Source organism: Bradyrhizobium sp. 17, assembly GCF_023073515.1.
GTDB lineage: Bacteria > Pseudomonadota > Alphaproteobacteria > Rhizobiales > Xanthobacteraceae > Bradyrhizobium > Bradyrhizobium canariense_D.
The window spans coordinates 66,276-85,203 of the sequence record NZ_JADPJQ010000065.1 but is presented as its reverse complement, the minus strand read 5'-3'; the positions used below and the strand labels follow the sequence as shown (position 1 = coordinate 85,203).

Below are 18,928 nucleotides of genomic sequence, written 5' to 3'. Positions count from 1 at the left end.
CTCTGTTTTACGGCTATGCCGGGTTCGTCCCCAATGAACTAACCCCGCTGCCGCGGGCTGCTTCCGGGCCGCCGCTGAAGGCGGCGACCAATTTTTCGAGAACCGGGGAGAAGCCGCCGTCCGTTGGGACGATCGCTTCGGACGACGGCAGTTCCGACGTTCGGTGGCAGGCCGTTGCATGTCCGATGCCATAAGGCACGAGCTGAGGCATTTCGTTGCGGCAACGGTCGACCACGTAGGGGCAGCGGGTGTGGAAGCGGCATCCCGGCGGCGGACTGAGCGCGCTGGGGATTTCGCCCTGCAGCACAATGTGGCTGCGCTTTGCCCGCGGTTTAGGCACGGGAATCGCGGACAATAAAGCCCGGCTGTAGGGATGACGTGGTGCGGCAAACAGCGCGTCCGCCGCCGCCGTCTCGACGATCTGGCCGAGATTCATCACCGCCACGTGGTCGGCGATGTGCTTGACCACCGCGAGGTCGTGCGAGACGAAAATGTAGGCCAGCCCGAGCCGGTCCTGCAGCTCGCGCAGCAGATTGAGGATCTGCGAGCGGATCGAGACGTCGAGCGCCGAGACCGGCTCATCGCAGATGATCAGTTTCGGCTCGACCGCGAGCGCGCGGGCGATGGCGATACGCTGGCGCTGGCCGCCGGAAAACTCGTGCGGGTAACGACGCGCCAGCCGCGGCTCCAGCCCGACCAGCCGCAGGATCTCCTCGACGCGTTCGCGCCGCCGGGCGGGCGGCACCAGATTGTGCAGCGCCAGCGGCTCGGTCAGGATCTGGCCGACGGTCATGCGCGGATTGAGCGAGGCGTAGGGGTCCTGGAAGATGATCTGCGCCTCGCGGCGAAAGGCGCGCGCGTCGAGCGAGAGCAGATCGCGGCCTTCGAAACGGATCGTGCCTGCATCCGGCTCGATCAGCCGCAGCACCAGGCGGCTAACGGTGGATTTGCCGCAGCCGGATTCACCGACCAGCGCTAGCGTCTTGCCGGCATCGAGCGAGAAGGAAACGCCATCGACGGCTTTGACATGCGCCAGCGCCCGGCCGAACAGCGAACGCTCGGCGACGAAATGCTTGAGCAGACCCTGAACCTCGAGCAGAGCCATCACGACACCAGACGTTCGAGCGGGGCGCGCAGGCAGCGCGAGAGGTGGCCGGGGCTGACTTCGAGCAGCGGGGGCGGCGCCTTGGTGCAGGCGTCCAGCACGAAGGGGCAGCGTGCGGCGAAGCGGCATCCCGCGGGCGGCTGCATCATGTTCGGGACCATGCCCTCGATCGTGGCGAGCTGGTCGGCGCGATGGTCAAGCCGCGGGATCGAGCCGAGCAGGCCGACGGTGTAGGGATGCTGCGGCGCTGAGAACAGCTCGTCCACCGGCGCGCGCTCGACGATCTCGCCGGCATACATCACCGCGACCTCGTCGCAGACTTCGGCGACGACGCCGAGATCGTGGGTGATCAGGATGATGGCCGCGCCGCTCGCCGCCTTCAATTCGCGCATCAGCTCCAGGATCTGCGCCTGCAGCGTGACATCGAGCGCGGTGGTCGGCTCGTCCGCGATCAGCAGCCGCGGGTCGCAGGCGAGCGCCATCGCGATCATGACGCGCTGGCGCATGCCGCCGGAGAGCTTGTGCGGATATTCGTCGATCCGCCGCTCGGGCGAGGGGATGTGGACGCGGCGCAGCAGATCGATCGCCCGCTCGCGCGCACTCCTGCGCGAACCGCCGCGGTGGCGCAAAATCGTCTCGATGATCTGGTCGCCGATGGTGAAGCTCGGATTGAGCGAGGTCATCGGCTCCTGAAAGATCATCGCGAGCCGGTTGCCGCGAAGGTCGCGCAGCGTCTGGTCCGACGTCTTAAGCAGGTCGAAACCGTCGAAGCTGATCGCGCCGGAGATCTCCGCACTCTGCTTTGGCAGCAGGCCCATGATCGCCAGCGACGTCACGCTCTTGCCGCAGCCGGATTCGCCGACGAGGCCGAGCGTCGCGCCATTGGCGACGCTGAGATCGACGCTGTCGACCGCATGGGTGACGCGGCCGTCGTCGCCGTGAAAATGAATGCGCAGATCGCTGATCTCGATGAGAGGGCTCGGGTTCATGAGCGTTTTGCGCGCGCTGCGGCGATGCTGGCGTCGATGACGCTGCGATCGGTGTTGCCGGCAGGGTTCTGCCGGGTTGGCATGGAAGCGCGGAAGTGGACCCAGAGCTCGTGGCTGACGCGCTCGAGCCGCTCGAGCTCGCCGAGCGGATCGGGATGATCGTCGGCGCGCAGGTCCAGCGCCGGCCATTCCTCCTCGCCGTGGATCAGGAGCGCGGCGGACTGCTTGCCGCGCTTGTCGCCGCCAGCGGCCTCGCCTGCGTGCATCGCGGCGAGCAGGCGGCGCGGGAAGGGCAGGCTGTCATTGGCGATATAGGTTTTTGCGGTCTCGTCGAGCACATCGGCGCCCGCGAGCATGTTGCCGGCGATCGAGAAGCCGCTGCCCGCGATGTGTCCGCACCAATCGACGCAGTCGCCCCCGGTATGCGCGGCAATCGCGCCGCTGGCGTCCATGATGTGGATCTGGCGACTCTCGCGGCCGTCGTCGGTCGCGAGCAGGGCGGCCAGCACGTCGTGCGCGTTGAGGCCCTCACGCAGCAGCTTGACGCCATCGATGCCGTAGTAGGGATTGACGAAAGCCTGCGTCGCGATGGCGCCAAGGCCCGCCGCGACGTAGGGGACACGCGCGCCGACGGCGAAGAAGCGCGTGGCAACGGCGATGCCAAACTGGCCGGTAGCGGAATCGCGCGCGATGATCGACCAGGTCATGTGCTGCCTTAGCGCCCTGCGGCGTAGCCCTGCATGCCGCGCGGATTGGCGGCGGCGCGGCGGCGCGGACCGACGCGCGAGGCCGCGGTGAGGCGGCCTTCCGACCAGTCCGGTCCGACCTCGACGATATGTCCGCGTTCGCGAAGATTCGCGATCGTCGCCTTCGGCACGCGGTTCTCGACCACGAGCACGCCGGGGCGCGCGGTGCGGGGCCAGAACGAGATCGGGAAATGCTCGGAATGCCAGGCCGGCGCGTCGATCGACTCCTGGAGATTGAGATTGCAGTGGACGTGTCGAAGGAAAAACTGCGTGATCCACTGGTCCTGCTGGTCGCCGCCGGGCGAGCCCCAGGCGAGATAAGGCTCGCCGTCGCGCAGTGCCATGGTCGGCGACAGCGTGGTGCGGGGCCGTTTGCCCGGCGCGAGCGAGCTCGGTTGGTTCTCCTCCAAATCGAACATTTGTGCGCGACTGCCGAGGCAGAAACCCAGCTCGGGAATGACAGGCGAGGATTGCAGCCAGCCTCCCGACGGCGTCGAGGACACCATGTTGCCGACCTTGTCAATGATGTCGAAATGCACGGTGTCGCCGCGCACCTCGCCGAAGCGCCCCACGGTTGGCTCGCCGGCGCCGAGCGCGCCGACGGCCTCGCGCTGGCCCTCGGCTCGGCGCAGCTTGACCACGCCGCCAAGGCCCTCGACCGTGCCGGGCCGGAGATCGAGCGAAGCTTTCTCGGTAACCAACTTACGACGTTCGTCGTTATAGGCATTAGACAGCAGCGTTGCGATCGGGATTTCGCTGAACTTGGGGTCGCCGTAGAATTTTTCGCGATCGGCAAAGGCGAGTTTTGCGCATTCGATCTGGAGATGGATGAACTCCGGTCCGGTCGGATCGAGCCCATCGAGGGCAAAGCCCTTCAGCAGCGCGAGTTGCTGCAGCGTCACGGGACCCTGGCTCCAGACCCCGGCCTTGCAGACCGTGTAGCGGCCATAATCGTAGGTGAGCGGAGCCTCGACCGTCGGCTGCCAGCGCGCCATGTCGTCGGCCGACAGCACACCGCGATGCGGCGAGCCGCTGACGTCCATCACGTCCTGCGTCCGGCAGAATTTGTCGATGGCTTCCGCGACGAAGCCCTGCGACCAGGCCTTGCGTGCGCGCTCGATCTCGGCATCGCGGCCGCCGCCGCCGCTTTCGGCCTCGCTCAGGATTCGCGCATAGGTCGCCGCAAGTGTCTTGTTGGTGAAGAGCGTGCCGGGCTTTGGCACTTCGCCGTTCGGGAGATAGACGGCGGCCGATGTCGGCCAGTGCGTGCGGAATAATTGCTCGACGGTCTGGATTGTGGCGCAGGCGCGCTCGACCAGCGGATAGCCGTCGCGCGCATAGGAGATCGCGGGCTCCAGCACGTCGCGTACGCGCATCGTGCCGTAGTCACGCAGCAGCATCATCCAGGATTCGAAGGTGCCGGGGACGCAGGCCGCGAGCAGGCCGGTGCCGGGCACCATGTCGAGGCCTTCGCTCTTGTAATGCGCGATGGTGGCGCGGGCCGGTGCCGGGCCCTGGCCGCAGATCACCTCGGTGCGGCCGCGCTTCACGTCGTGCACGATGATCGGAACGTCGCCGCCGGGGCCGTTCAGATGCGGCTCGACCACCTGGAGCGTGAAAGCGGTGGCGACGCCGGCGTCAAAGGCATTGCCGCCCTTTTCCAGGATGGCCATCCCGATAGCGGTCGCGATCCAGTGCGTGGTCGCAACGACCCCGAAGGTGCCTTCGATCTCGGGGCGTGTCGTGAAGGGATCGGGATTGACGATGCTGGCCATGGACTACCTCATTTGCGGCGCGCGCAATTGATCACAGGGCCAGGCCGCCGCCAAATGCGCAGGCTGCATGGCACGCGCGCGTCACGCCGGTACCGGCGCGGTGTTGACCGCGTGGCAGGCGACGCCGTCGATCAATTCAGGTGCTTCCCTGCGGCAGAGATCGAACGCCAGCGGGCAGCGCGGATTAAAGGCGCACCCGGACGGCGGGTTGATCGGGTTCGGGATCTCGCCCTTCACGGGGATGCGCTGGCGGCCGCTCATGGCAAGATCAGGCACGGCGCCAAGCAGCATCTTGGTATAGGGCATGCGCGGATGGGCAAACAGCTCGCGCCCTTCCGCGATCTCGACGATGCGGCCGAGATACATCACACCGACGCGGCTCGCCATGTGGCGGACGACGGCGAGGTTGTGGCTGATGAACATGTAGGTCAAGCCGAACTTGTCCTGGAGGTCGCGCATCAGGTTCAGGATCTGCGCCTGCACGGAGACGTCAAGCGCGGAGGTCGGCTCGTCGCAGACGATGAATTCGGCGTCGGAGGCGAGCGCGCGCGCGATCGCGATGCGCTGGCGCTGGCCGCCCGAGAATTCGTGCGGAAATTTCAACCTGTCGTCGGGATGCAGCCCGACGAGGGTGAGAAGCTCTCCGACCCGCGCCTGGATGTCGCGCTCGCCCTCGATCAGGTCGAACGCGCGGATTGGCTCGGAGATGATGGCGTCGACTCGGAAGCGTGGGTTCAGGCTCGCATAGGGATCCTGAAAGATCATCTGGATGCGGCGGCGCAGTTTCCGCCGCGCCTGGGCCTGCCGCGGATCGGTCATTGAGATGCCGTCGATCAAGACGTTGCCGGAGCTTGGCGGCAGCAAGCCGACGACCATCCGCGCCACCGTGGTCTTGCCCGAGCCGGATTCGCCGACCAGTGCAAAGGTCTCGCCCTTCCTGATATCGAAGGTGACGCCATCGACGGCCTTGAGATATTCGAGCTGCCCGCCTTCGAGCATGCGGTTGAGCCAGGGTTTCGAGACGTCGAAGACGCGGCGCAGATTCGTGGCCTGGACGAAGGGAGTGCTCATGCCGCGCTCTCGGCCGGCACGCCGTCATAGAGATGGCAGGCGACGGATTGCGTGCCGCGCGGCAGCGGCTCCGGCCTCTCCACGCGGCATCGGTCGAATGCGAATGCGCAGCGCGGATTGAACGAACAGCCGCGCGGGATCGCCGACAGGCGCGGCATGGAGCCGGGGATCTGCACCAGACGCTTGTCGTCGCCGGCAAGGGTCGGGATCGCGCCCATCAGGCCCTTGGCGTAGGGGTGCAGCGGGTTTCTGACCACGTCCTGCACCGGACCGATCTCGGCGACGCGGCCGGCATACATCACCGCGACCCGGTCGGAGGTCTCGGCGATCACGCCCATGTCGTGGGTCACCAGCATCACCGCAGTGCCATGATCGCGGCCGAGACGCTTGATCAGCGAGATGATCTGCGCCTGCACGGAAACGTCGAGCGCGGTGGTCGGCTCGTCGGCGATGATCAGCTCCGGTTCGGCGCAGATCGCGAGCGCAATCACAACGCGCTGGCGCATGCCGCCGGAGAATTCGTGCGGATAGCCGTCGATGCGCTTTTCCGGAGCCGGGATTCCAACTTCGGCGAGCAGGTCGATGGCTCGGCGGCGGGCGGCGGTCTCGGACAGGTTCAGATGCGTTCTGATCGTCTCGATGAGCTGGTCGCCGACGCGGTAGAGCGGATTGAGCGAGGTGAGGGGGTCCTGGAAGATCATGCCGATCCGTTTTCCCCGGATACGGCGCAGCTCCTCCGCCGGCAAATTGTCGATGCGCAGGCCCGCAAGGCGAATCTCGCCGCCGGCGATGCGGCCCGGCGGATCGATCAGGCCGATCACAGCCAAGCCCGTCACGGACTTGCCGGCGCCGGATTCGCCGACCACGCCGAGTACCTCGCCCTTGGCGATGTCGAAGGAGACGCCATCGATGGCGCGTAGCGTGCCGCGGCGGGAGGCGAACTCGACCTGAAGATTACGCACGGAGAGGATGGGGTCGGTCATGAGCGAGACGCTCTCATCCAGGTTTTGCTCATCCGAATCATGCTTGTCCAGGTCTTGCTCATCCAAGTCTTGCTCATCCGAGTCTTGCCCATCGAAATGTTGCTCATCGGAGCTTCGGGTTGAGCGCGTCGCGCAGCCAGTCGCCGAGCAGGTTGATCGACAGGATCAAGGCAGCGAGCGCGATACCAGGAAAGGCCACGATCCACCATTCGCCCGCGAACAGGTAGTTGTTGCCGATGCGGATCAACGTGCCGAGCGAGGGCATTGTGTCGGGCAGGCCGACGCCAAGGAAGGACAGCGTTGCCTCGGTGATGATGGCGAGCGCAAGGTTGATCGTGGCGATGACCAGGATCGGACCCATCGTGTTTGGCAGCACATGGCGGAACATGATCTTTGGTGCGGGAAGGCCGATCAATTGCGCGGCCGCCACGTAATCCTTGTTCTTCTCGACCATCACGGAACCGCGCACCGTGCGGGCATACCCGACCCAGAAACTCAGGCCAATCGAGATCACCAGCACCACCAGCATGCTGGTTGCATCCAGCCGGTTGCCGAGGATCGATTTGGCGATGCCGTTGACCAGCAGCGCGATCAGGATGGCGGGGAAAGTGAGTTGCACGTCGGCGATCCGCATGATCACGCCGTCCACCGCGCCCCCGAAATAGCCGGCGACCAGGCCAAGCGCGATGCCGAGCGCGCCGGCGAAGATCACGCCGGCCACGCCGACGGCGAGCGAGATGCGCAGCCCGTAGAGAATGGCGGAGAACACGTCGCGGCCCTGCTCGTCGGTGCCGAGCAGGAACGGGCTCTGCCCCTCGGCGGTCCAGAGCGGTGAGATCCGGGAATTCATCAATTGGAGCTGTGCCGGATCGAACGGGTCCTGCACCGCGAGCGCGGAGGCAAAGATCGCGAGCAGGAAGAACAGCACGGTAATGACTGCCGCCACCATGGTCAGCTTGGATCGGCGAAACGAATAGAAGATGTCGCTGTTGAGTGCGCGACTGAACCAGCTGCGGGCGGCATGCGTCGGCAGCGTGCTCGGCTTGTCGGGATGAGAGGCGACCACTTCGGACATACAGGCTGCCTTATGTGGCGCGGCCGACGGTCGCGCGCAGGCGCGGATCGACGACGGTGTAGAGGATGTCGACCACCAGATTGATGGTGACGAAAATCAGTGAGACCATCAACAAGTAGGCGGCCATAATCGGGATATCGACGTTTTGCACGGCCTGTACGAACAGAAGTCCCATGCCGGGCCATTGGAACACGGTTTCGGTGATGATCGAAAATGCAATAACCGAGCCAAACTGCAGGCCGGCTACCGTGATCACCGGAATCAGCGTGTTCTTCAGCGCGTGGCCGAAATGAATGGCACGGGTTGTCAGCCCGCGGGCGCGGGCAAAGCGGATATAATCTGTCCGAAGCACTTCCAGCATCTCCGCGCGCACCAGCCGCATGATCAGGGTCATCTGGAACAGGCCGAGCGTGATCGAGGGCATGATCAGCGCCTTCAGGCCCGACAATGTGAGCAGGCCCGTGGTCCACCAACCCAGCTTGACGACTTCGCCCCGGCCGAACGAGGGCAACCAGCCCAACGTCACCGCGAACAGGTAAATCAGAAGGATGCCGATCAGGAAAGTCGGCAGCGAGATGCCGATCAGCGAAACCGCCTGGAATAATTTGGCGAGCAGGGTGTCGCGCCTGAGCGCCGAATAGACGCCCATCAGGATGCCGGAGACCATTGCAAATACGGTCGCGCAGATCGCAAGTTCCAGCGTTGCCGGCATACGCTCCATCAACAGCGTCGAGACCGGCTGGCGGAACTGATAGGAGACGCCGAACTTGAATTGCGCCGCATCGGCGAAATAGCGCACGAACTGCACCGGCACGGGATCATCGAGGCCCAGCGACTTGCGCACGGCGGCGCGTTCGGCCGCCGGCGTATCAAGCGAGACGATCTGGTTGATGGGGTCGCCGGCGAAGCGGAACATCGAGAACGCGATGATGCCGACGGCGAACATGACGCCGATGGCCTGAACGGCCCGGCGAAGCGTGAAAGCGAGCATGCCTTCCACTTTCCTTGAGTGTGCGTCTGGCCGACGTCTTTGTCAGCCGAAAAAGGAAAGGTCCCGGTAGCCTGACGCTGCCGGGACCTTGTGTTCAACTGACGCTATTCCTTCTTGGTCGCCCAGTGGAACATGACCAGATTGTCGGCGCGCTGCGGCAGGTTGACCTTTTTCGATACGCCCCAGGCCAGCGCCTGCTGGTGCAGCGGAATATAAGCCCAGTCCTTGATGCTGATCTCATACGCTTGCTTGATCAGCTGGTTGCGCTTGGTGGTGTCGGTTTCGACCAGCACCTTGTCGGTGATGGCGTCGAATTCCTTGTTGCAATAGCCGCCGAGATTGGCCTCGCCGCGCGATGATTTCGCATCGTCGCGACAGCCCATGATGTCGTAGAGCACGTTATGGGAGTCCATCGTGCTCGGCGTCCAGCCCAGCATGTAGAACGAGGTCTGATAGCCGCCCTGCTTCAACACCTTGGCGAAGTATTGCGCCTTGGGCTGCGCCAGCAGATTGATCTTGACGCCGATGCGGGCAAGCATGCCCACGACGGCCTGGCAGATCGCCGCGTCGTTGACGTACCGATCGTTCGGGCAATCCATGGTGACCTCGAAGCCTTCGGGGTACCCGGCCTCGGCCAGGAGCTTCTTGGCACCATCTGGATCGAACTTCGGCCGGGTGAACTCCTTGGACAGCACGAACAATTCCGGAGCGATCATCAGCGCCGAGGGCGTGGACAGCCCGCGCATCACCCGCGTCTTGATCAGCTCGATGTCGATGGCTTTGTAGAAGGCTTCGCGGACCTTGACATCCTTGAACGGGTTCTTGCCCTTGATGTTGGAGTAGAGCAGCTCGTCACGCGTCTGATCGAATCCGATGAAGATGGTGCGCAACTCAGGGGCCTTCAGCACCTGGGCATTCGGGCTCGCATCGACGCGGGAGATGTCCTGGATCGGCACCGGCTCGATCACGTCCACTTCACCCGAGAGCAGCGCGGCGACGCGGGTGGCATCGGACGAGATCGGGGTGAAGATAATCTCCTTCAGGTTACCTTCCATCTTGCCCCAGTAGTTGGGATTGGCCTTGAACACGGTCTTCACACCGGGCTGATGGCTTTCGATGATGAAGGAACCGGTGCCGTTCTCGTGAAGCGAGGCATAGCTCGGAGAGGTCGCGGACACCGGCGTCGGCTCGACCGCTTTGTTCTCCTCAGCCCATTTCTTGTCCATGATGTACCAGACATCCCACGACGAATTTAGGATGGGATTGGGCGAGGGCAGGACGAAATCGACTGTGTAGTCGTCGACCTTGACGACCTTGACGTTGGGCGCCAGCCGGGTCTGCATGTTCGAGTTCTTGTTGCGGACGCGATCGGCGGAGAACAGCACGTCGTCGGCGGTGAAGGGGTCGCCGTTATGAAATTTGACGCCCTTGCGCAAATGGAAGCGCCAGCGGGTCGGCTCCGGTGTCTCCCAGCTCTCAGCCAGCGCCGGGATGATCTTCAGGTCCTTGTCGCGCGCGGTGAGGCCTTGATAGACGTGACCGAGATGAGCGTGCGTGGTGGACTCGTTCAGCGAATACGGATCAAGCGACTTGAGATCGCCCTGGTTGGCGTAGCGCAGCGTCTGGCTCGACGCCGGCGAGACCGCCAACGCAAGCATACTGGCGAGCGTCGCCGCAAACAGACTTCGTCCGACTGACATTCTTGACCTCTCCACTCGCCCGCACCGTCATTTTTGATTGTTCGGCGGGGCTGATCGAACCATGTTGCCCAGAGTTCTCGACCCGTGCAAGCGCCATTCCAGCAAGGAACGCGCCAAGTTGCACCGCTGTGCAGCAATGCTGACCGGCATGACGGGAGGACGGGCGCGGCCGCGGCCGATTTTGATTGACCATATCCGCCGATCGGGGAAGCCGGAGCGCCGCCACCGGCTTCAGGTCGCTTGCGTTGTACACCGCCTCGCGGCGATACTGCAGTAGGCCGCTCGAATCTCATCTGGAGGGGACATGAAAGTTAACATCGAAATCGACTGTACCCCCCTCGAAGCCCGTCAGTTCATCGGATTGCCCGACCTGGCACCAATGCAGACGGCGGTCATGGACAAGCTGCAGCAGCAGGTTCTGAGCAACATCGACAAGGTCTCGCCGGAATCGCTGATCCAGAGCTGGTTCACCTTCGATCCAAAGCTTGCCGAGCGATTTCAGGACATGTTCGTCACCATGGCCGGCCTCGGCGGCACGCGCAGCGGCGATAAGAAGAAATAATGCCGCCCGGTCCGGACGGGCCGCAGACCTCAGGCCGGCTTCGTCCGCCGGGCCTTGCTTTGCTGCTCGCCGAAGCCCGTGGGTTGCTCGAACTCAACGCCAGCCTGCTGCTGTCGCCGGTCCTGATGCGGGCGCCAAAAGGCGACGGCCATCCGGTGCTGGCGCTGCCTGGCTTCCTCGCCAGCGATCTCTCGATGGCGCCGATGCGGCGCTATCTCAGCGAGCTTGGCTATGAGGCACATGCCTGGCGGATGGGCCGAAATTTCGGCGGGTTCGGACGGATGCGGGACTCGTTGCGCGCCCGTCTAGCCGAAATCCATGCTGCGAGCGGCCGCAAGGTCAGCCTGGTCGGATGGAGTCTCGGCGGCGTCTATGCGCGCGATCTCGCGCTACAGGCGCCCGACATGGTCCGCAATGCCATCACGCTCGGCAGCCCTTTTGCCAATGACATACGGGCGACCAATGCGACGCGGCTCTACGAGATGATGTCCGGCGAGCGTGTCGAGGATTTCGCCGAGCTGCGCGTGGCGATCGCCGGCGATCTTCCGGTGCCGGCGACGTCGATCTATTCGCGCGCCGACGGGATTGTGAACTGGCGGACCTGCCTGCTGCGTCCCTCCGACCGTGCCGAGAACATCGAGGTGCACCTGGCGAGCCATATCGGGCTTGGGGTGAATCCCGCGGCGCTGTGGGCCGTGGCGGACCGCCTTGCGCAACCGGAGGGAGAGTTCTGGCCATTTGACAGGGCAGGGCCGTTTGCCATTGCATATGCCCCGCCGGAACAGGCAGTATCGGCCTGACGAGAAGCGCCGCCTAAGGCGCCCGTCAAATACTCGGGAGGGAACTATGGCTGACGGTAAGAAGCTGTCGTCGCTGGACGCGTCGTTTCTCTATCTGGAAACGCCGGAAATGCCGATGCATGTCGGGAGCATGGCGATCTTTCGTCTGCCGGACGACTACAAGGGCGACTTCTTCGAAGATTTCAAGGCGATGATCGTCTCGCGCCTGCACATCGCGCCGATCCTCAAAGCGCGGCTGGAGAAGGCGCCGCTCGATATCGATCATCCCTCCTGGATCGAGGACGATCAGTTCGACATTGACCGTCACATCTTCCGCGCCAGCCTGCCGCAGCCGCGCGACCGCGCTACGCTCGAACGCATCGTGGGCTGGATGCACGCCAAGCTCTTGAACCGTGCCCGCCCGCTCTGGGAGTTCTACGTGTTCGAGGGCATGAAGGACAACGAGGTCGGGCTCTATTCCAAGATGCATCATGCCGCCATCGACGGCGGCGCCGGTGCGGCGCTGACCAACATGATCTACGACATCTCGCCGATCCCGCGGAAGGTCGATCCGCCGACCGCGGGAGCGAAGCCCGGGCAGGAGCCGCGCGACATCGCAGCGAACCTGGTCGATTCCTACCAGCAGCTTTTCACCCAGCCGCTCGATGCATCGGCGGCCGCGAAGAATCTGCAGCTGCCACGCACCGGCAAGAGCGATATCGGTTCGATCCTGTTCGACAATGCGATGTACCAGATCGAGAGTGCGGTGCGCTTTGCCGGCAACATCCCAACCATGGTCAAGAGCGTCTCGGACGTGCTCGGCAAGATATCCGATCCAAAATCGCGCGAGAGCCTCGCCAGCATGGTCTCGCCGCCGACCATGCTCAACAAATCGATCTCGTCCGAGCGCAGCTTCGCCGGTGTCTCGATTTCGCTGTCGCGATCCAAGGCGCTGGCCAAGCAGGCCGGCGGCAAACTCAACGACGTCGTGCTGGCGCTCGCTTCCGGGGTGGTCCGGCGCTACCTGCAGCAACATGGAACGCTGCCGGCGAAGTCCTTGACCGCTGCCGTACCGATCTCGCTGCGCGAGGAGGGCAACACCGACGCCAACAACCAGGTGTTCGGCATGATCTGCTCGATCGCAACCAACATCGACGATCCCAAGGCACGCCTGGAAGCCATTATCGCGCAATCGACCAAGTCCAAGGAGATGTCGCATCCACTACGGGCTCTGATGCCGCAGATCTCCAATATCTCGATGCTGGGCGCGCCGATTGTCGTGCAGATCATGGCGCTGCTCTACAGCCGCTCCGACTTGTCGAATGTGTTGCCGCCGGCTGCGAACATTACGGTGTCCAACGTGCCGGGGCCGCGGCAGACGCTCTACGCCGCGGGCGCGGAGCTGTTGCACATCTTCCCGGTATCGATCTCGACGCACGGACAGGCGCTCAACATCACCGTGCAGAGCTATCGCGACCAGCTCGATTTCGGCTTCATCGTCGGCGCCAACATCATTCCGCACGTGGAGGTGATGTGCGACATGCTGCCGGAAGAATTCGCCGCGCTCGAGGCTGCCTATGCTTCGCCCGCGGCGGACATCAAGGGCGCCGCTGAGTAGGAATGTTCCGATGATTGAAATGCCACCGCTCAAGTTCGTACAGACGAACGGAATCCGCATGGGCTATTACGAGGCGGGCCCGGTTACAGACAAGCCGCCGATGGTGCTGTGCCATGGCTGGCCCGAACTCGCATTTTCCTGGCGCCACCAGATCAAGGCGCTGAGCGAGGCCGGCATCCGCGTGATCGCGCCGGACCAGCGCGGCTACGGCGCGACCGACCGGCCAGAGCCGGTCGAGGACTACGACATCGAGCACCTGACCGGCGATCTGATCGGCCTGCTCGACCATCTTCAGATCGACAAGGCGATCTTCGTCGGCCATGACTGGGGCGGTTTTATCGTCTGGCAGATGCCACTCCGGCACATCGACCGGGTCGCCGGCGTGGTCGGCATCAATACGCCTCATACCAACCGCGCCTGGGCCGATCCGATCGAGCTCCTGCGCGCGCGCTTCGGCGAAAAGATGTATATCGTGCAGTTCCAGGATCCCGCGCGTGAGCCCGACAAGATCTTTGGCAGTCGCGTCGAGCAGACCTTCGATGCCTTCATGCGCAAGCCCGTAGCGCGCCCGGCAGATGCTCCGGCGGAGGAAGTCGTCGCGGGTGTCGGTGCCTCCCCGCGACTGAACCTGGCATTTCCGCAGATGATCGCGGGCTACGATGCGAAGCACGATCCTCGCACGCCGATCCTGTCGCCGGAAGAGAAAAAGGTGTTCGTGGACAATTTCACCAGGACGGGCTTCACCGGCGGCATCAACTGGTACCGCAATATGTCCCGCAACTGGATGCGCGCCGAAGGGCTCGATCATACGGTGCGCGTGCCGTCGCTGATGATCATGGCCGAGAACGACGCGGTGTTGCCGCCGTCTTCCGCCGATGGCATGGACAAGCTGATCCCCGATCTGGAAAAATATCTGGTCCGCGACAGCGGCCATTGGACGCAGCAGGAGAAGCCGGAGGAAGTCAGCGCCAAGCTGATCGAATGGCGTAGAAGGCGGTTTGGCTAGCTCGCAACGACGGCGTTGAATACCGAGGCAGGGGAAGCACTTTTAATGTCATCGAAGAACCGTCTGGACCCGATCCCGCAGCCGCCGACCAAGCCGGTGGTCGGCAACATGCTGTCGCTGGATTCGGCCGCACCGGTGCAGCATCTGACCCGGCTTGCCAAGGAGCTGGGGCCGATCTTCTGGCTCGACATGATGGGCTCGCCGATCGTGGTCGTCTCCGGCCACGATCTCGTCGACGAGCTCTCCGACGAGAAGCGTTTCGACAAGACGGTGCGCGGTGCCCTGCGGCGGGTGCGCGCGGTCGGCGGCGACGGCTTGTTCACGGCCGACACCAGGGAGCCGAACTGGAGCAAGGCGCACAACATCCTGCTCCAGCCTTTCGGCAACCGCGCCATGCAGTCCTATCACCCGAGCATGGTCGACATCGCGGAGCAGCTCGTGGGCAAATGGGAACGGCTCAACGCCGACGACGAGATCGACGTCGTCCACGACATGACGGCGCTGACGCTGGATACGATCGGCCTGTGCGGCTTCGACTACCGCTTCAATTCGTTCTACCGGCGCGATTACCACCCCTTCGTCGAGTCGCTGGTGCGCTCGCTCGAAACCATCATGATGACGCGCGGCCTGCCGTTCGAGCAGCTCTGGATGCAGAAGCGGCGCAAGACCATGGCTGAAGATGTCGACTTCATGAACAGGATGGTCGACGAGATCATTGCGGAGCGCCGCAAGGGAGGCGAGGCGACCGACGACAAGAAGGATATGCTTGCGGCGATGATGACGGGCGTCGATCGCTCGACCGGCGAGCAGCTCGACGACGTCAACATCCGCTACCAGATCAACACGTTCCTGATCGCAGGCCACGAGACCACCAGCGGCCTGTTGTCCTGCGCGCTCTATGCGTTGCTCAAGCACCCCGACATTCTAAAAAAAGCCTATGACGAGGTCGACCGCGTCCTCGGTCCCAATGTCGACGTGCGTCCGACCTATCAACAGGTCACGCAGCTCACTTACATCACGCAGATCCTCAAGGAGGCGCTGCGGCTATGGCCGCCGGCGCCGGCCTATGGCATCTCCCCACTGAACGACGAGGCTATCGGCGGCGGCAAGTACAAGCTCAGGAAGGGCACGTTCACCACCATCCTGGTGACCGCGCTGCATCGCGATCCCTCTGTCTGGGGTCCCAACCCGGATGCGTTCGATCCGGAGAATTTCAGCCGGGAGGCGGAAGCCAAACGGCCGATCAATGCCTGGAAGCCGTTCGGCAACGGCCAGCGCGCCTGCATCGGCCGCGGCTTCGCCATGCACGAGGCCGCGCTCGCGCTCGGCATGATCCTCCAGCGCTTCAAGCTGGTCGACCACCAGCGCTACCAGATGCATCTGAAGGAAACGCTCACGATGAAGCCGGAAGGCTTCAAGATCAAGGTCCGTCCGCGCGCCGATCGCGAGCGCGGCGCTTATGGTGGACCTGTAGCGGTGTCGTCGGCGCCGAAGGCACCGCGCCAGCCCACCGCGCGTCCCGGCCACAACACGCCGATGCTCGTACTTTACGGCTCCAATCTCGGCACCGCCGAAGAGCTGGCGACGCGGATGGCCGACCTTGCCGAGATCAACGGCTTTGCCGTGCATTTGGGGCCGCTCGACGATTACGTCGGCAAGCTGCCGCGGGAGGGCGGCGTCCTGATCATCTGCGCCTCCTATAACGGCGCGCCGCCGGACAATGCGACACAATTTGTCAAATGGCTCGGCGACGAGCTGCCGAAGGATGCGTTTGCCGATGTGCGCTACGCCGTGTTCGGCTGCGGCAACAGCGACTGGGCCGCGACCTATCAATCGGTACCGCGCTTCATCGATGAACAATTATCGGCGCATGGTGCGCGCGCGGTCTATCCGCGTGGCGAAGGCGATGCGCGCAGCGATCTCGACGGCCAGTTTCAGAAATGGTTCCCGGCGGCCGCCCAGGTCGCGACCAAGGAATTCGGCATCGACTGGAATTTCACCCGTACCGCGGAGGATGATCCGCTCTACGCGATCGAGCCGGTCGCGGTGACCGCCGTCAACACCATCGTCGCCCAGGGCGGCGCGGTGGCCATGAAGGTGGTGGTCAATGACGAGCTTCAGAACAAGGCCGGTTCCAATCCGTCGGAGCGCTCGACGCGCCACATCGAGGTGCAGCTGCCGTCCAACATCACGTACCGCGTCGGCGATCATCTGAGTGTGGTCCCGCGCAACGATCCGACGCTGGTGGATTCGGTTGCCCGTCGCTTCGGCTTCCTGCCGGCCGACCAAATCAGGCTTCAGGTCGCCGAAGGCCGCCGCGCGCAATTGCCGGTCGGCGATGCCGTGTCAGTGGGCCGCCTGCTCAGCGAGTTCGTCGAGCTCCAGCAAGTGGCGACACGGAAGCAGATTCAGATCATGACCGAGCATACGCGTTGTCCGGTCACGAAACCAAAACTGCTGGCCTTCGTTGGCGAGGAGGCTGAAACACTCGAGCGTTATCGCAGCGAGATTCTGGCCAGGCGAAAATCGGTGTTCGATCTGCTGCTCGAATATCCGGCCTGCGAATTGCCGTTCCACGTCTATCTGGAAATGCTCTCGCTGCTGGCGCCGCGCTATTACTCGATCTCGTCTTCGCCGTCGGTCGACCCGGTTCGTTGCAGCGTCACGGTCGGGGTGGTTGAAGGACCGGCCGCCTCCGGCCGCGGCACCTACAAGGGTATCTGCTCGAACTATCTCGCCAATCGACGCGCGGGCGACGTGATCCATGCAACCGTGCGTGAGACCAAGGCCGGCTTCCGGCTCCCGGACGATCCATCCGTGCCGATCGTCATGATCGGCCCGGGCACGGGACTGGCGCCGTTCCGCGGCTTCCTCCAGGAGCGCGCCGCGCGCAAGGTCAAGGGCGACGCGCTCGGTCCGGCCATGCTGTTTTTCGGCTGCCGTCATCCCGATCAGGATTTTCTCTACGCGGACGAGCTGAAGGCGCTGGGGGCGAGCGGCATCACCGAGCTGTTCACGGCGTTCTCGCGCGCGGAGGGGCCAAAGACCTATGTGCAGCACGTCCTCGCTGCGCAGAAGGACAAGGTCTGGCCGCTGATCGAGCAGGGCGCGATCGTCTATGTCTGTGGCGACGGCAGCAAGATGGAGCCCGACGTGAAGGCGGCGCTGGTCGCGATCCATCGCGAGAAGAGCGGCAGCGATGCCGCCACGGCTGCCCGCTGGATCGAGGAGATGGGTGCAAAGAACCGGTATGTGCTGGACGTATGGGCGGGTGGATAACCCGGCAGCCGGACGTGCTAAAGCTCTCGCATGATTCCCTGGGAAAAGATCGACACCGCCAAAATCCCCGGCTCCGATGAAGAGCTTCGCCTGATGCGGCGAGGCAAGGAGTTCTCCATCAAGCTCGGCACCAACGAGCTGATGAACAACCGCCTGTCGGGCTCCGAGGCCGCGCTCGCCACGCTCGCGGCGAAGCAGATCGAGACGGTCGCAAAACCTGTCGTCCTCATCGGGGGCCTGGGCATGGGTTTTACGCTGCGTGCTGCGCTGACCGTGCTCGGAAGCAAGGCGAAGATCGTTGTCTCCGAGCTCGTGCCGGCGGTGGTCGCCTGGGCGCGGGGTCCGATGGCGCAGGTGTTCGGCGACAGCCTCGATGACTCCAGGGTGAGCATTCGGGAAACCGACGTTGGCGAAATCATCCGGGCGCAGCGGTCGGCATTCGATGCCATCCTCCTCGACGTCGATAACGGGCCGGAAGGGCTGACCCGGAAGGGCAATGATGCGCTCTACAATGCGAGCGGGTTGAAGGCGGCGAAGACGGCGCTGCGGACGGGCGGCGTGCTCGCGGTCTGGTCCTCGGGGCCCAACCCGGCCTTCACCAAGCGGCTCGGGAGCGCCGGATTCGACGTCAACGAAGTCAATATCCGCGCCACCGGAAGAGGCGGTGGCGCACGTCACGTGATCTGGATGGCGAGGAAGAGCTAGGCCGCCTGCCCAGCAACCGGTTCGATCCGTCAGAACATCGTGTTGTTGTTCGCCGGATTTTCCGGGATCGGTTGCACGACGTCCCAGTGTTCGACAACCTTGCCGTTCTCCAGCTTGAAGATGTCGACGATCGCATTGCCCCTGCTGCCGGGCTCGCGAACCGCGTGAACGTGCAGGATGACGTAGTCGCCATCCACGAAGCTGCGCTTGATCTCGCTGTGCGAGTTCGGGAATTTATCCCGGAGGAAGCCGATGAACTTTCGGAATCCGTCCGGACCATCGGCCGCGTTTGGATTGTGCTGGACGTAGCGGTCGCCGACATAGGCGAGGGCTGCATCGGCGTCCTTTTGGTTGAGCCCCTTCTCGTAGAACGCAAGGACAGTTTTGCGATTGGCTTCTTCTTGCGCGCCACCCGCCATCGCGGCGCCGCTGGCGAGGGACAGCGTGAGGACTGAAGCAGCGACGATTGCGGCCGACCGGACGATGAGATGCATGTGAACTCCGAGAGGCCGCGGCCTCTTTGTTGGCGATTGAGGTTCTCGGC

At 64.0% G+C, this 18,928-nt stretch carries 16 protein-coding genes; 6 read left to right on the top strand and 10 right to left on the bottom strand.

Features of this window, described 5'->3' with window-relative positions; all coding sequences use genetic code 11:
• Positions 1–13 precede the first annotated feature (13 nt).
• The 9 genes from IVB13_RS10185 to IVB13_RS10145 form a co-directional block, all read right to left on the bottom strand.
• Positions 14–1,105, bottom strand: coding sequence for a dipeptide ABC transporter ATP-binding protein (locus IVB13_RS10185; RefSeq protein ID WP_247488756.1), 1,092 nt, complete (start codon positions 1,103–1,105; stop codon positions 14–16).
• Positions 1,105–2,094, bottom strand: coding sequence for an ABC transporter ATP-binding protein (locus tag IVB13_RS10180; RefSeq protein WP_247488755.1), 990 nt, complete (start codon positions 2,092–2,094; stop codon positions 1,105–1,107). The genes IVB13_RS10185 and IVB13_RS10180 overlap by 1 nt, the downstream gene beginning before the upstream one ends.
• Positions 2,091–2,801 carry a DUF1028 domain-containing protein gene (locus IVB13_RS10175; RefSeq protein WP_247488753.1) on the bottom strand — a complete coding sequence of 237 codons (711 nt, stop codon included), beginning with the start codon at positions 2,799–2,801 and terminating at the stop codon, positions 2,091–2,093. Before IVB13_RS10175 ends, IVB13_RS10180 begins: the two co-directional genes overlap by 4 nt.
• 8 nt (positions 2,802–2,809) lie before the next feature.
• On the bottom strand, positions 2,810–4,615 hold the full coding sequence (locus IVB13_RS10170; RefSeq protein ID WP_247488750.1) for a gamma-glutamyltransferase family protein: 1,806 nt from the start codon (positions 4,613–4,615) through the stop codon (positions 2,810–2,812).
• A gap of 81 nt (positions 4,616–4,696) precedes the next feature.
• Positions 4,697–5,686 (bottom strand): oligopeptide/dipeptide ABC transporter ATP-binding protein, encoded by a 990-nt coding sequence (locus tag IVB13_RS10165; protein ID WP_247363485.1) that lies wholly within the window; start codon positions 5,684–5,686, stop codon positions 4,697–4,699.
• Positions 5,683–6,669, bottom strand: coding sequence for an ABC transporter ATP-binding protein (locus tag IVB13_RS10160; RefSeq protein ID WP_247363484.1), 987 nt, complete (start codon positions 6,667–6,669; stop codon positions 5,683–5,685). Before IVB13_RS10160 ends, IVB13_RS10165 begins: the two co-directional genes overlap by 4 nt.
• Positions 6,670–6,772: 103 nt before the next feature.
• Entirely contained in the window at positions 6,773–7,744 is a 972-nt protein-coding gene (locus tag IVB13_RS10155) for an ABC transporter permease (protein ID WP_018457036.1), read from the bottom strand.
• Positions 7,745–7,754: 10 nt separating this feature from the next.
• Positions 7,755–8,735, bottom strand: coding sequence for an ABC transporter permease (locus IVB13_RS10150; RefSeq protein ID WP_007607877.1), 981 nt, complete (start codon positions 8,733–8,735; stop codon positions 7,755–7,757).
• A 104-nt stretch (positions 8,736–8,839) separates the two neighbouring features.
• Positions 8,840–10,435 (bottom strand): ABC transporter substrate-binding protein, encoded by a 1,596-nt coding sequence (locus IVB13_RS10145; protein ID WP_247488748.1) that lies wholly within the window; start codon positions 10,433–10,435, stop codon positions 8,840–8,842.
• A 304-nt stretch (positions 10,436–10,739) separates the two neighbouring features.
• Here IVB13_RS10145 and IVB13_RS10140 point away from each other — a divergent pair, with 304 nt between their 5' ends.
• Genes IVB13_RS10140 through IVB13_RS10115 form a run of 6 tightly spaced genes read left to right on the top strand, consistent with a single transcriptional unit; the run spans position 10,740 to position 18,384 of the window.
• On the top strand, positions 10,740–10,997 hold the full coding sequence (locus tag IVB13_RS10140; protein WP_007593837.1) for a DUF6489 family protein: 258 nt from the start codon (positions 10,740–10,742) through the stop codon (positions 10,995–10,997).
• Positions 10,997–11,797, top strand: a complete 801-nt coding sequence (locus IVB13_RS10135; protein WP_018457034.1) for an alpha/beta hydrolase — start codon at positions 10,997–10,999, stop codon at positions 11,795–11,797. Before IVB13_RS10140 ends, IVB13_RS10135 begins: the two co-directional genes overlap by 1 nt.
• A gap of 46 nt (positions 11,798–11,843) precedes the next feature.
• Positions 11,844–13,394 (top strand): wax ester/triacylglycerol synthase family O-acyltransferase, encoded by a 1,551-nt coding sequence (locus tag IVB13_RS10130; RefSeq protein ID WP_247394401.1) that lies wholly within the window; start codon positions 11,844–11,846, stop codon positions 13,392–13,394.
• A gap of 10 nt (positions 13,395–13,404) precedes the next feature.
• Positions 13,405–14,400, top strand: coding sequence for an alpha/beta hydrolase (locus IVB13_RS10125; protein ID WP_085385882.1), 996 nt, complete (start codon positions 13,405–13,407; stop codon positions 14,398–14,400).
• A 45-nt stretch (positions 14,401–14,445) separates the two neighbouring features.
• The gene (locus tag IVB13_RS10120) at positions 14,446–17,679 is read left to right on the top strand and encodes a cytochrome P450 (protein ID WP_247488745.1); all 3,234 of its coding nucleotides are present in this window, start codon (positions 14,446–14,448) and stop codon (positions 17,677–17,679) included.
• A 30-nt stretch (positions 17,680–17,709) separates the two neighbouring features.
• Positions 17,710–18,384, top strand: coding sequence for a spermidine synthase (locus tag IVB13_RS10115; RefSeq protein ID WP_247488743.1), 675 nt, complete (start codon positions 17,710–17,712; stop codon positions 18,382–18,384).
• Between the two features lie 29 nt (positions 18,385–18,413).
• Here the strand turns inward: IVB13_RS10115 and IVB13_RS10110 are convergent, their stop codons facing one another.
• Positions 18,414–18,878, bottom strand: a complete 465-nt coding sequence (locus IVB13_RS10110; RefSeq protein ID WP_018457029.1) for a nuclear transport factor 2 family protein — start codon at positions 18,876–18,878, stop codon at positions 18,414–18,416.
• Positions 18,879–18,928: the final 50 nt, after the last annotated feature.